The organism is Caproiciproducens faecalis (genome assembly GCF_019448085.1).
GTDB classification, from domain to species: Bacteria; Bacillota; Clostridia; order Oscillospirales; family Acutalibacteraceae; genus Caproiciproducens; species Caproiciproducens faecalis.
Genome location: NZ_JAGFNZ010000001.1, coordinates 257,276 through 271,341 on the forward strand (window position 1 = coordinate 257,276; position 14,066 = coordinate 271,341).

Below are 14,066 nucleotides of genomic sequence, written 5' to 3' on the forward strand. Positions count from 1 at the left end.
GTCCAAGGGATTCTTTTATAAAATGGATTCTATTTGTTTCAATACAGAATCAGTATCTAAACCGTATTCGCGCAAAAGGTCATCCGGCTTTCCGGATTGGCCGAAACGGTCCTGCACTCCGATTTTTTTGAACCGGAAATCGCCTTTGCCGATCAGCACGCCGGATACCGCATCTCCCAGGCCGCCGATTACGCTGTGTTCTTCAATGGTAACCGCCTTTTTGCACCGGGCAGCGTAGTGCAGAACGCACTCTTCGTCGATTGGCTTAATGGTGTGGACATTGACTACCGCAGCGGATACTCCGTTTTCTGACAGTCTGTCCGCACATTCCAGAGCAGTGGCCACCATGATGCCGCAGGCGAAAAGAACGACATCCTCGCCATCCCGCAGAACATTGGCTTTTCCAATTTCAAACGGCATCTCCTGCTCAAACACCGGCGACGCGGGTCTTGCAAGACGCAGATAAGCGGGGCCTTTCATAGCCGCAACCGCATTGACAGCGCGCTTCGCTTCCTTCGCGTCGCACGGTACAATCACCGTCATGCCCGGGATCACGCGCATCAGCGCAATGTCCTCGATGGCCTGATGGCTGCCGCCGTCCTCACCAAGTGTGATTCCCGCGTGCGTCATGCCCAGCTTTACGTTGAAATTCGGGTATGCAACGCTGTTGCGCACCTGCTCATACGCGCGTCCCGCGCCAAAGATGGCAAACGTGCTGCAGAATGGAATAAATCCCATCGTGGAAAGGCCCGCGGCCATGGAGATCATGTTTGCTTCCGCTATACCGCCGTTAAAGAAACGTTCGGGATATTTTTCGGCAAAGCCGTTGGTCATGGTTGCGTGCGCAAGATCCGCGTCCAAAACAACGATCTTGTCGTTTTCAGCGCCAAGGTCAACCAGCGCCTCGCCATAGGCGGCTCGTATTGCTTTTAATTCACTCATTGTATCAGCCCTTCATTTCTTCGAGCGCGGCATCCCGCTCGGCGGGAGACGGTGATTTCCCGTGCCAGCCCACTTGATTTTCCATAAAGGAAACCCCTTTTCCTTTGACCGTATGCGCCAGTATGCATTTCGGTTTTCCCGGTCTTGCGGGGATTTCCAGCGCGTCGATTACCTGACCGATCTCGTTGCCGTCGGCCAGCTCGATTACGTCAAATCCAAACGCTTCAAAACGGCTGCGCAGATTGCCCAGAGCCATGACCTGGTCGTTGGTACCGTCGATCTGCAGTCCGTTGTTGTCGATCATAATCGTAAGATTATCCAGCTTGTAATGAGCCGCCGCGGTACATGCTTCCCAGACCTGTCCCTCCTGCAGTTCGCCGTCGCCGAGAATGGTATAAACCTTTTGAGGGCCTTTGGCCGCTTTGGCTCCCAGCGCCATTCCTACGGCAATGGAAACGCCCTGGCCGAGCGAACCGGTGGAAGCGTCCACGCCGGGGACTTTTTTCGCGTCCGGATGCCCCTGAAGAATACTGTGAAGCTGACGGAAGTTCTTAAATTCAGCTTTGTCGAAAAATCCCATTTCCCCCAGAACCGCGTAGTAACAGGGCGCCGCGTGCCCTTTGCTGAGGACAAATCGGTCACGGTCCGGATCGTCCGGATTTTTGGGATCGACTCTCATTTGCGTATAATAAGTTGCGGCGAGCAGCTCCACCATGGAAAGGGACCCGCCCGGATGCCCGCTGGCCGCGCCGGCGATCATTTCAATGATGTCGCGGCGCAGCTGCATGCATAGGGAAACAAGTTGTTGATTGTCCAGTTTTTTCATCCTAAATACCCAGCTTCATTTTTATTTTTTCAGGGTACGGGCTTTTTTCAGATAATCGATATAGACCGCTCCCAAAATGACGCATCCTCTTACAACAAACTGCCAATAGCTGTTGATGCGGAGAAGATTCATACCGTTGTTTAAGACGCCGATAATCAAAGCACCGACGACTGTACCGCCAAGGGTACCGACACCGCCGTTAAAGCTTGTACCGCCCAGAACCGACGCGGCAATCGCGTCGCGCTCAAAGCCTTCGCCTACGGACGGCTGGCCGGAATAGAGGCGGGCTGCAAGAACGACGCCGGCAAGAGCAGCTAACATACCGCTCATCATGAAAACGCGCATCTGAACCGATTTGGTGTTGACACCGGCATATTTTGCTGCTTCCGCGTTTCCGCCTGTAGCGTAAACGTGGCGTCCGAATCCGGTGCGGTTCATAATAAAGAACAGAACTATGAAAACAAAGGCGACCACGAATACCGGGGTTGGAATTCCAAACAGATCGCCGGTACCGATCAGGTTAAATGTCTCGTTGGTACATTGGGTGGGCTGACCGCCGGTTACGACATATCCAACGCCGCGTATAATAATCTGTGTGGAAAGAGTTACGATAAAGGGAGGGATTGTTGTATGTGAAATGACATATCCGTTGAAAAGTCCGAGCAGCGCGCCAAAAACAAGCGCCGTCAGGATGCACACGACCAGCGGAAGCCCGGCGTTTGCCAGACGTACTGTAATAACACCCGCAGCCGCGGCGCACGAACCGACGGACAAATCAATTCCTCCGCAGATCAGCACGCAGGTAATTCCGAATGCAATTAAAACGTTTACACAGGACTGCCGCAACAAGCTAAGCAGATTTGTAGAAACAAGGAAAGTGTTTGTAGTGATGGAAAGCGCGACGCACAGCGCCAGCACCGCGATAATAGGAGCCAGGTTACGTCTCAGCCAGTTTACTGCTACGTTTCCCGTTCCACCGCTTTTCAATGCTGCGGAGTCCGGATGGTTTGTATTACCCATTTTATTTGTTTCCTCCTTCCACTGCGTAGGACATGATAATCTCCTGAGAGATTTCGTCTACATCAGGGTCTAATATCTTAACAAGTCTGCCTTCGCTCATAACCGCAATACGACTGGAGTTATTAATGATCTCAGGCAATTCGGACGAGATCATGATAATAGATACCCCTTCTTTGCTCAGGTCGCTCATCAGCTTGTAGATTTCCGCCTTTGCGCCCACGTCGATTCCGCGGGTCGGTTCATCCAGAATCAGAACCTTTGGCTTAGACGCCAGCCACTTTGAAATGACAACCTTCTGCTGGTTTCCGCCGGAAAGCTCACCTACCATTTGGTTGACGGATGCCATGCGTATCGAAAGTTTATTCTGGTATGTGGAGATTAAATTCGCTTCTTTTTTACGGTTGATTCTGAGATTATTGATAAATTCCTTCAACACCTGAAAAGTAAGGTTCACCGCAATGCTGTGGCCTAAAAAGAGTCCCTGTCCCTTGCGGTCTTCGGGGACCAGCGCAATACCCGCGCGAATTGCTTCCTTCGGACTGGAGATAGACACTTTTTTTCCTTCGATCCATACTTCGCCGGAATGGATTTTATCGATTCCGAACAGCGCAAGCGCCGTTTCCGTACGTCCCGCACCCACAAGTCCCGCAAAACCCAGAACCTCGCCTTTTTTCAGGTCGAAGGTGACATCCTTCACAACTTTGCTGCACAGTCCTTTAACCTGCATCAGCGTCTCGCCGCCCACAGCCCGTTCCTGACCGTAGATTTCGTCAAATTTGCGGCCGACCATCATGCTAATCAGTTCTTTTTCAGTTGCTTCCGATGTGTTTTTCGTTCCGATGAATTTACCGTCACGCAGCACGGTGACCGTGTCACAGACCAGGAAGGTTTCCTCCATACGGTGCGAAATGTATATGATGGCTACATTTTTTTCCTTCAGCATTTTTACCTGTCGGAAAAGATCCTCTACCTCGGCCTTGGCCAAAGAGGCGGTAGGCTCGTCCATAATAATCACTTTTGCGTTTTCATTAATGGCACGCGCAATTTCCAGCATCTGCTGTTTCGCAATCGACAAGCCCGTGATCTGGCGGTTTGTCGGCAGATCGATTCCCATTAGATCCAGTGCAGCGCGGGTATCGCGGTGCATTTTGCGCTGGTCGATCAGCCCCGCTTTTGTTTTGGGTTCCTTGCCAAGGAAAAAGTTTTCAGCAATCGTCATGCTGGGAACATTACTGATTTCCTGGTGGATAAAGCTGATGCCGTTACGGCGGGCATCATCCACAGTATTAATCTGTACCGCTTCTCCGTCTATCTTGATATTGCCTTGATCGGCATGGTAAATACCGCCGAGAATCTTCATCAAAGTGGATTTTCCGGCACCGTTTTCCCCCATCAAAGCACGCACTTCTCCCGGTTTAATGGAGATCGATACGTCATCCAGAACTTTGTTGGAGCCAAATGACTTAAAAATATTATTCATCTCAAGGGTATACTCACTTGGCATTGAATCACTTCCTTTTACTGCTTGCCGCCTGAAAAACGGCATTTACTTTGGAAAGAGGCAAATGAAGTTTACATAATTATTTGCGTAACCGGTCACCAATCCGCAAAGAGGTGACCGATCACGCCTGACATATAATCTGAAAACTGTTTTTTTATTAGCCTACGTTGCTGGCGTCAATAATGGACATCGGCATAATGACATTTGCTTCTACCTTTTCGCCGGCAACGAGTTTGTATGCGGTTTCTACTGTGGTACGGCCAATACCGCTCGGATCCTGAGCAGCGGAAGCGACCATTTCACCTGCACGGATAAAGCCTTTTCCTTCGTCGGAACCGTCTACGGATACAACCTTGACATCCTTAATTTTTCCTGCTTCTTTCAGCGCTGAAATCGCACCGCGGGCAGTAGGATCGTTAATGGTGAAAACGCCGTTAAGATCAGGGTAGGCGTTGATGAAGTCAACCATGATCGGCTGGGAGTAGTCAGCGGTTGCTTTTTCTACGTCTTTGCTCTGAAGGATCTTAATGTCAGGATAGTTTGCCTTGATTTCGTCTTCGAAACCCTTCTGACGGGCATGGCAGGTCGTTGTTGTGCTGAAAGTGATTTCAACAACATTGCCTTTGTTATTTAAGGCTTTTGCAAGTGCCTGAGCGCACATATGTCCGGAGGCTTCGTTGTCGGAAACAATGGTGCTGGCAACCAGTTCAGGGTTCTTAACGCCTACGTTAAAAGCGATGACCGGCACGCCGGCTTTCTGGCAGGTTTCAAGGGTTGCACGGACGCCGTCTGAATTGATGGGGGACAGGCCGATTACGTTGCAGCCTTGATTAATCAGATCGATAACGTCGTTCATCTGCTTGTTCTGGTCACCCTGGGAGTCCATAACCACAAGGCTGTCGTCCGGGCTCTTGAGTGCTTTCTGCATGCCTTCTTTAATCTGTACGAAAAATACGTTTGTGAGGTTCGGAACGGAAATGCCGATTTTGAGCGCTTTTTTATCAGTGGTTTTGCCCGACGCCGCGCTCGCAGCCGCACTGCCCGCCGCGCTGGCCTGTGATGAGGCCGTGCTGCTGTTTCCGCAGGCCGCCAGAGATAAAACCATAGCGAGTACCAGAATGATTGCACCTAATTTTTTCATTTTAAAGCTCCTTTTCATTTTTGTTTCTCCTCCTAGCAAATTATCATTATACCCGGTAAGACGGTATTATAAATCAGCAGCCAAGGTAACCGCCGTCTACCGGAATAATTGCGCCACTAAGATAATCGGATGCATGGGAAGCCAAGAAAACCGTTACACCCTTGAGATCGTCCGGCGTGCCCCAACGGCGTGCCGGTATGCGGTTTGTGATTTCAGCGTTGCGGGTTTCGTCTTCGATGATTTTCGTATTCATCTGCGTTGCCATATAACCCGGAGCAATTGCGTTTACATTAATTCCGTCTCTGGCCCATTCGTTAGAGAGTGCTTTGGTGATTTGGGCGACGCCGCCTTTACTGGCAGCGTAGGCCGGAACGGTGTAGCCGCCGAAGAAGCTGAGCATGGAAGCAATATTAATGATTTTTCCGCTCTTCTGCTTAAGCATTTCGCGTCCGGCAAGCTGGCAGAGCATAAAAACGGCGGACAGGTTGATGTTCAGCACCATATCCCAGTCTTCAATTGAAAAATCCTCCGACTTGCTGCGGCGCTGAATACCCGCAGCCGGAACAAGAATATCGATTTTCCCGCCAAGCTTTTCCAGCGCTTCAGAGAATGCGCGGTTCAGTTCGTCACGGTTGCCAAGATTGGCGCGGACGGCGTGTGCTTTGAATCCACGCTCGCAAAATTCCTTAGCGGCGGCTTCCGTGCCGGCTGAAATGTCGATAATCACAACTTCGGCGCCCGCTTCCATTAAGCCTTCGGCTATTCCATGGGACAGACCCGAAGCGGCACCCGTTACGATTGCTTTTTTTCCAGTTAAATCGAATAAGTTCATATTTTTTCCTTCCTTTTCAGCTAAGAGTGGCTCCATGATTACTTTCCGACGTCTGTGTTAACAACATTGAGAAGGGGCTGGTCCAGAGCACCCCGAGCGGCTTCTTCCGCCACCTTGCGTTCCAGCTCGATTGCGGACTCTTCCGAGTACCAGGCAATGTGCGGAGTTGCAAGAAAATTGGGAAGGCTCAGAAGCGGATTGTCTTTCGCAATCGGTTCCGGGCTGAAAACATCACATGCCGCCCCGGCGATTTTTTGATTGGAAAGGGCGCTGAACAGGTCCTGTTCGTTAATGATGCCACCGCGGGAAACATTGATGAGATAAGCGCTGCTCTTCATCTTCTCTAACTGTGCGGCCGCGATCAGATCGCGGTTTCCGTCCAGAGGGCAATGTACGGAAATAATGTCGGAACGCTCCAGAAGTTCATCCAGACCGACCATTTCCATATAGTCTTTCGTACGGCCTGTCTTTTGCGCATATTCATCATAGGCAAGGACTTTCATTCCGAAAGCTTTGGCTCTTTCCGCAAAAGCGGTGCCGATCCGTCCTACGCCGATTACGCCGACCGTCTGTGTGGATAGCCGGTAAATCGGGATTGCTTTTTGGTATTCCCATATACCGTTTTTTACATTGTCATTGTTAAAAACAATTTTTCTGGCAAGAGCCAAAGCAAGCGCCATTGCATGATCCGCCACTTCGTACATTCCGTAATCCGGTACATTGCAGACCTTAACACCGTGCTTTGAGGCAGCTTTCAGATCAATATTATCCACACCCACGCCGTAACGCACAATTACCTTGAGGTCCGGCAGATTTTCAAACACCTTTTCTGTAAAGGGGGCATACTGGTTAATCACTGACTTAAACCCTACGCATTCACGAATCAGATCGTCTTCCGTCTTACATTGAAGCCAGGGCGCTTCCAATCCGGCCGCTTTCAGCACTCCGGCTTCCACCGCAATACTGTCATGGTCGCAATCTGTAATCGCCACAAGATTCCGATTGGCCATTCGCTACACTCCTTTTTGAATTTTAAATCTAAAATTTGATTTCGATTCATATTATATCGGTGCGTGGATAATTGCGCAATAGTGAAAATCAATGAATAAATTTTTAATATAATAGTTAAAATAACTAAAAATACGATCATATCTGCCTTAAAACTCTTCTATAATTCGTTTAATTATATAATACAGGTTCAAAAAGCATTTTCAAGCATATTAAACATTTTGCTGGAAATACAACAAATAAATACTTGATTTTTATAGAAATTATTTATATAATAGATTTCGATATTAAATATAATATTTTATATTTGAAGGTTTATTAACAACTTATCTATATAATATTGACATTTTTTAATGACATATTATCTCGTTTGTGATAAAATAAACAAGTTGTTAAAAAATTCCAATTGTTTTAAGGCAGGCTGCTGACAGCCGTTTCAGCCTAAAAATGAATGCGAAGAAAAATGGATGCGCTTCTGCGCTGTCATCCATAGGAGGTCAAGTATGGAAAAGCAACCCCTTTCTTTATTGGAATGGGCTTACGCCCAGATCAGGGATCAAATTATGTCCGGCGCAATGGAGCCGGGCAAAAAAGTCGTTGTCAATCAAGTCGCCGAGAGTCTTTCCATCAGTCCTACCCCCGTCAAAGAAGCGATGAATCGTTTGGTGGCGGAGGGGCTGATGGACATGCTGCCCCGCCGCGGCTTTGTTGTAAAACAGCTAAGCATGGACGAAATCCACAATATAATGGATTGCCGTATTATGATGGAAACCTTTGCGGCGGTGCCGGCGGCTGAAAATTTTCACGCACATCCTGAAATTCAGGTAAAAATGCGCGAGGTATTGAGAAGGATGGCGGATATTCAGGCAAATGATTACGTTACGGCCAACCAGTACGAACAAATTTATCACGGAAGCATTATCAGGCTGACGGAAAACCAGAAGCTGGCGGAGCTTTACAATATGCTGATGGGCGTAAGCTTTTCTTTCCTCGTCTATGCTTCCTCCAGGCATCCGATGGAACGGCACGAAGCCGCCCATCAGGAGCATAAGCTGATGTATGAATGTCTGGAAGAGGGCGAGGGCAAAAAGCTGGAGATCCTGATCCGCACCCATCTGGAAAACACGATGAAGCTTTACGAGACGTTTTTACCGGCTTATACAAAAGATTCCAATGTATCCACATTTTGATTTTGCACGCCCTGCCTCGCGGCTTGGGCAAATCACGTTCAATATTTTGATTGAATTTCAGAAAGGACTTTATTTTAAGATGTCAAAAGGTATTATGTTGATCGGGGAACCGATGGGGCTGTTTATCGCGCAATCCGAAGGCCGTCTGGAGGATATCCCCAGCTTTTCCTGCGCCGTTGCGGGGGCCGAATTTAATGTTGCGGTGGGCATGACCAGGCTTGAACTTTCCGCAAGCTATCTTACAAAACTGGGACGGGATCCCTTTGGAAAACAAATCGTAAAAGCGCTGGAGTGCAATGGAATCAAAACCGATCTTGTTTCCTGGAGCGCGGACCACAGCACCGGTTTCATGATGAAATCCATGGTTTCCTCCGGAGATCCCGATATCTTTTACTTTCGTAAAAATTCCGCAGCGTCTACTTTGAGTGCCGAAGAGATTGCTCAGGTGGACTTTTCCGGCTATCAATGGGTGCATGTTACCGGAATTCTGCCGGCACTTTCCCAGTCCACCAGAGAAGCGACAATGTCTTTGCTGGAAAAAGCCCGCGAAAACGGGCTGACTATTTCTTTTGACCCCAATCTTCGCCCTCAGCTTTGGGCCAGTCAGCAGGAAATGGTACAGGTACTTAATGAAATAGCGGCGAAAAGCGACATTGTTCTTCCCGGCGATTCGGAAGGCCTTATCCTTACCGGAAGCAGGGAGCCGGAAGCCATTGCGGAATTTTACCTGAAACTGGGGGCTAAAACTGTGGTGGTCAAGCAGGGATCTAAGGGAGCCTATGCCGCACAGGGGGAAGAACGCTTCTTTGTTCCGGGATTCCCCGTGGAAAAGGTGGTCGACACGGTCGGCGCGGGGGACGGGTTTGCTGTGGGAATCATCAGCGCGTTAATGGAAAATCTGCCGCTGAGGGAAGCAGTGCGCCGTGGAAATGCAATCGGTGCCATTCAGGTAATGTCCCGCGGAGACAATGAGGGATTGCCAACCAGGGAACAGCTGCAGCGTTTTATGCAGACGAAATAAATAGGACTATTATTAAAGAAAGAGGAACCGATTATGAAAAACCTGATGGATATTATTACGGGCGCCGCCCTGATGCCGGTAGTTGTCATCGACGACCACACAAAATCTGTGGAGCTAGCCAGAGCACTGTGCGCAGGAGGGATTCCCGTGGCGGAAATTACCTTCCGCACGGATTGCGCCCGGCAGGCAGTGCAGGAGATTGCTGAAAAGGTACCGGAAGTCACTGTGGGAGCCGGTACGGTACACACGGTGGATCAGGCGAGAAGTGCTGTGGATGCCGGGGCAAAATTTATCGTAACGCCGGGCTTTGTCCCCGACGTGGTAGAGTGGTGCCTGGAAAACGATATTCCCGTGATTCCCGGCTGCTCCAATGCAACCGACATAGAGGCCGCTCTCCGCTTTGGTCTGGATACCGTTAAATTCTTCCCGGCCGAAGTCAGCGGTGGAATCAAGGCTCTGAAATCATTCGCAGGCCCTTATCAAGGTCTCCGATTCATCCCCACAGGAGGAATTGATGAAAACAATGTCGAAGAATACCTCTCTCTGTCTAATGTAGCCGCGTGCGGCGGTTCGTGGATGGTGCCGAAAAATTTGATCGAAGCGGGGGATTTCAGCCGGATTGTCAGCCTTTGCAGGGAAGCCGTTCGCAGGGCGTTCGGTTTTGAACTGCTGCATGTCGGCGTTAACACAAAGGATGCTCAGGAAGCGGCCAATATAGCAAACGACTTTGCCAATCTTCTCTCCATTCCGGTTAGAGAGTCCACGGGTTCTTATTTTGCCGGGACGATGTTTGAAATTATGAAGCGTCCGTTCCTGGGCAAAAATGGGCACATTGCCATTCAGGCAAACGATATGGAGCGTGCGGTCCATCATTTTGAGTGCATGGGAGCGGAGTTGGATATGAATTCGGCGGTGCGCGACGAAAAGGGCGGCCTGATTGCCATCTACTTTAAAGAGACAATCGGCGGGTTTGCCATTCATCTGAGGAGAAAGTAAGCTGTTCGGCAAAAAAGTCCGGCAGCTGGAACGAACCAAACCGAAAAAAGACTGAAGAATCCCCCAATCGTAGACAACAAACTACGATTGGGGGATTCGTTATATCAGCGATTCAGACTAAGGGAATGGTGCTTTTCTCGACCGTGCCTGTGGATACCTCAATTGCTGCATTCAAATGTTAGTTTGTCTGCCGCCATGGATTTTAAGGTAAACTGATTTGCCAGTTTTTTCAGCGATTGTGCCTGCGCGGAAAGTTCTTCGCTTTCCGCGGCGCTTTCCTGCGCTGTGGCGGAATTGGTCTGCACCACGTCCGAAATCTGTTCCACTCCGACGGTTACCTGAGCAATTGCTCTCGATTGCTGATTTGTGGCGGATGAAATTTTCTCAATGGTACCGGTTACTTCCTTAGCGCTTTCCACGACCCGAAGCAGGGATTTTGCCGTCTTGTCCGCAATCCTGGTACCGTGCTCCACCTGTTCCATAGAAGCGGTGATGTAAGCGGTCGTGTCTTTTGCGGCCCGCGCGCTTTTGCTCGCCAGATTCCGCACCTCGTCGGCCACTACGGAAAACCCTTTTCCTGCGGTGCCCGCCCGGGCCGCTTCCACGGCGGCGTTCAGAGCAAGGATATTGGTCTGAAAAGCAATATCCTCAATGGTTTTTATGATTTTTCCGATCTGGCTGGAGGATTCGCTGATGCTGTGCATGGATGCGACCATTTCGTCCATATACCGGTTGCTCAATTCTATTTCTTCAAGAACGGTATTTACATTCCCGCTGACACCGGCGGCCTGTTCCGCGTTCGACCGAACATTTTCGGATATTTCCGCAATGGTGGCGGTGAGTTCCTCTACGGAGCTGGCCTGTGCGGCCGCGCCCTGCGCCAGGGACTGAGCGCCCTGCGAGACCTGACCTGCTCCTCCGGAGACCTGTTCCGCCGCCTGAATAATCTGTCCGAGCGTTTGATTCAAAGAAAGCAAAATACTGTAAAATGATTCCTTGATTTCCATGTAGCCCCCGATATATTCCAGGTCGGTGCCGACGGTCAGATTGCCGTGCTCCATTTCACAGAGCATCCGTTTAATGTCGGCAATATATTCCCGGATGGCGGCAGACGATTTTTCAAAAGCGGCTCCCAGCTGGCCGATTTCATCGTTTGATTTGGTCTGAATGGTAAAATTCAAATCCCCGGCAGCCAATTTGTCGGCGGCATCCGCCATTTCTTTCAGCGGCTTTCTGATTCCACGGGACATTTTCAGCGTGATGACTACGGACAGAAGGACAGCCAGTAAAATAGCGGAAAGGATGATCCCCTTTGCCACGGCGGACTGTACTGCCAGGCTGGCTGACAGCTGCCGCCCGCTTTCCGTCTTTTCACTGACCAGCGCACTGGTGTCGGTAAATATTTTATTGGCGAGCGGGGTAGCCTGTTTGCTGAGAATGTTCTGGGCGTCATCCATGCTGCCGCTTTTTACAAGATCAACGATCTGCGACCGCAGGGATGCATATTTTTCTAAATTCTCACTGATGTCGTTGTAGAGGCTGATCTCCTTTTTGCCGGTCATGCTGCCTTTCATATTTTTAAACCAGGTGTTTACCTGATCATTTGAGGTTTCCAGCTGATTCATATAGGAATTCCGGTCTTTTACATCTGTTGTGTAAAAAATATCGCGGAGTGTGGCGCTGTTGTCTTTGAACCCTGTATTGAACAGACCGACTTCCCCCTGACCAAAACCGTAGTTTACCAGAGCGCTGCTGTATTCTGCCTCTGTGTTGGCTACTGCGAGAAACCCGACAATACCGCTCATGCTGCAGACGATCGTTACAAAAATAAAAGAAAGTGCCAGTTTTCTGCCGATCTTCTTATTTTTCAACATTTTTACATACCCTCTTCAATCGTGTTTCCGTTCTTTCACTCTGCCAGCCGGAATCAGCCATGGGGTCAGCTTATTCTATTCATAACCCCAGAAAGTCACGGAATACGCGGCTGATGCGTTCGGCTTCGGCAGCGTTTTCCATTTCGCAGAAAATACGCAGCACCGGCTCGGTTCCTGAAAAACGGCAGATAATCCATCCTCCGTTTTTAAAATAAACCTTGCATCCGTCCAAGTAAGAGATTTTTTCTACCGTCAAATCGAACAGCGGCAGTTGTTTTTCTTCAAAAAGCAGTTTCTGAAGTTCTTCCTTCCGCTCACCTGTCATCCGGCAGTCAAATTCGTCCATGACGAAATTACCGTATTTTCGGTGAATTTCGTCGAGAATGTCGCGCAAAGATTTGCCCATAACGCTCATCATCTCCACCAGCAGAGAGCCGGCGTAAACGCCGTCCTTACCGTGAATGTGCCCGCGCACGGTCAGCCCGCCGGAGGATTCTCCCCCAATGAGCGCGTCGGTTTCCTCCATTTTGGAGGAGATGTGCTTGAAGCCGACCGGAACCTCATAGCTGGTTTCTCCAAAGCTCTCCGCCATCCGGTCAAGGCAGTGAGTGGTGGCAATGCTGCGCACGACGGCGCCTTTCCAGCCCTTGTATTCGTGAAGATAATAGTAAAGCAGGACAAGAATATCGTTGGGATGGATGAAAGTGCCGCTGGAATCAATCAGGCCGATGCGGTCCGCGTCGCCGTCCGTGGCAATCCCTAGATCATAGCCGTTCTGCACTACCATCTGGGCTAAATGAGTCAGCGTCGAGCTGTTCGGCGCGGGAAGCCTTCCCCCAAACAAAGTATCATGCCGGTCATGGATCACTTCGACATTGCAGCGGCAGGTCAGCAGAATGGTCTGCAGGGTTGTTTTGCTGACCCCGAACATGGGATCAAGAAGGATTTTCAGATTTTTTTTCTTAATCGCTTCAATATCAATAACATTCAGAATGCTGTCGATATAATGGTTTTGCGGGTCAATTTCCACGATCAGCCCGTCTTCAACCGCCTTTTCGTATTCCATCGTGCGGATTTCCGAAGGGCGGATACCGGAGATTTCCTTCTCCACCCGGTCAGTGACCTCTTCCGTCGCGTCGCGCCCGCCGGAAGTAAAAAGCTTTACCCCGTTGTATTCTGCAGGGTTGTGGCTCGCCGTAACCGCCATCCCGTAGGCGGCGTTTTCCTGTAAAACCTGAAACATAATCAGGGGTGTCGGAGCGTCATGGTTGATGAGGTGCACCCCGATGCCTTCTGCCGCAAGAGTGCAGGCAATCCATTTTGACCCTAGATCGGACAGAAACCTGCGGTCGTACCCAATGACAACCGGATGGTTTTCCAAATGGTCTTTTTTTATCATTTTTGCTAAGGCTGCGGAGAGCAGTTCCAGATTGCTCCGTGTAAAGTCCTCACCGATAATTGCGCGGAATCCGCCGGTACCAAATTGAATCATATATAACCCCTCCCGTAGAATCTGGGGTTATTCTATCATTGGAAATTTCAATTTTCAAGATTGAATGCTTACAAATTGCACAGTTTTATGCAAAAAACTCTATGGTTTTAGTGAACATGTTAGAATCCTCTACAAAAGTACAGAATCGTCACATTGTATTTGCCCAGTCAAGATGCAATAATGAATACAAGATAACGCGGGGCAAGGCCCCCAGAATTCAAAA

Annotated in this window: 12 protein-coding genes; 3 read left to right on the plus strand and 9 right to left on the minus strand. The window is 49.6% G+C overall.

The window, feature by feature from the left end:
• Positions 1-15 precede the first annotated feature (15 nt).
• From J5W02_RS01235 to J5W02_RS01265, 7 genes are all read right to left on the minus strand, one after another.
• Positions 16-942: a transketolase family protein gene (locus J5W02_RS01235; RefSeq protein WP_219963835.1), complete on the minus strand. Its 927-nt coding sequence runs from the start codon at positions 940-942 to the stop codon at positions 16-18.
• 4 nt (positions 943-946) lie between these two features.
• Complete coding sequence (locus J5W02_RS01240; protein WP_407928349.1) at positions 947-1,759, minus strand: transketolase; 813 nt, start codon at positions 1,757-1,759, stop codon at positions 947-949.
• 30 nt (positions 1,760-1,789) lie between these two features.
• Positions 1,790-2,788 (minus strand): ABC transporter permease, encoded by a 999-nt coding sequence (locus J5W02_RS01245; RefSeq protein ID WP_219963837.1) that lies wholly within the window; start codon positions 2,786-2,788, stop codon positions 1,790-1,792.
• Position 2,789: 1 nt separating this feature from the next.
• Complete coding sequence (locus J5W02_RS01250) at positions 2,790-4,292, minus strand: sugar ABC transporter ATP-binding protein (RefSeq protein WP_219963838.1); 1,503 nt, start codon at positions 4,290-4,292, stop codon at positions 2,790-2,792.
• 154 nt (positions 4,293-4,446) lie between these two features.
• Entirely contained in the window at positions 4,447-5,430 is a 984-nt protein-coding gene (locus J5W02_RS01255; protein WP_219963839.1) for a substrate-binding domain-containing protein, read from the minus strand.
• Between the two features lie 73 nt (positions 5,431-5,503).
• Entirely contained in the window at positions 5,504-6,262 is a 759-nt protein-coding gene (locus tag J5W02_RS01260) for an SDR family oxidoreductase (RefSeq protein ID WP_219963840.1), read from the minus strand.
• 38 nt (positions 6,263-6,300) lie between these two features.
• Complete coding sequence (locus J5W02_RS01265) at positions 6,301-7,272, minus strand: C-terminal binding protein (protein WP_219963841.1); 972 nt, start codon at positions 7,270-7,272, stop codon at positions 6,301-6,303.
• A gap of 501 nt (positions 7,273-7,773) precedes the next feature.
• Between J5W02_RS01265 and J5W02_RS01270 the strand changes: the two genes are divergently transcribed.
• From J5W02_RS01270 to eda, 3 genes are all read left to right on the plus strand, one after another.
• On the plus strand, positions 7,774-8,460 hold the full coding sequence (locus J5W02_RS01270; RefSeq protein ID WP_219963842.1) for a GntR family transcriptional regulator: 687 nt from the start codon (positions 7,774-7,776) through the stop codon (positions 8,458-8,460).
• A gap of 94 nt (positions 8,461-8,554) precedes the next feature.
• Positions 8,555-9,481, plus strand: coding sequence for a sugar kinase (locus J5W02_RS01275; protein ID WP_330659643.1), 927 nt, complete (start codon positions 8,555-8,557; stop codon positions 9,479-9,481).
• A gap of 33 nt (positions 9,482-9,514) precedes the next feature.
• Positions 9,515-10,477: a bifunctional 4-hydroxy-2-oxoglutarate aldolase/2-dehydro-3-deoxy-phosphogluconate aldolase gene (gene eda / locus J5W02_RS01280; protein ID WP_219963844.1), complete on the plus strand. Its 963-nt coding sequence runs from the start codon at positions 9,515-9,517 to the stop codon at positions 10,475-10,477.
• Between the two features lie 158 nt (positions 10,478-10,635).
• On the opposite strand, the gene J5W02_RS01285 is transcribed toward eda, so the two are convergent.
• Positions 10,636-12,351 (minus strand): HAMP domain-containing methyl-accepting chemotaxis protein, encoded by a 1,716-nt coding sequence (locus tag J5W02_RS01285; RefSeq protein WP_219963845.1) that lies wholly within the window; start codon positions 12,349-12,351, stop codon positions 10,636-10,638.
• 79 nt (positions 12,352-12,430) lie between these two features.
• Positions 12,431-13,843, minus strand: a complete 1,413-nt coding sequence (locus J5W02_RS01290) for a phosphoglucomutase/phosphomannomutase family protein (RefSeq protein ID WP_219963846.1) — start codon at positions 13,841-13,843, stop codon at positions 12,431-12,433.
• Positions 13,844-14,066 lie beyond the last annotated feature (223 nt).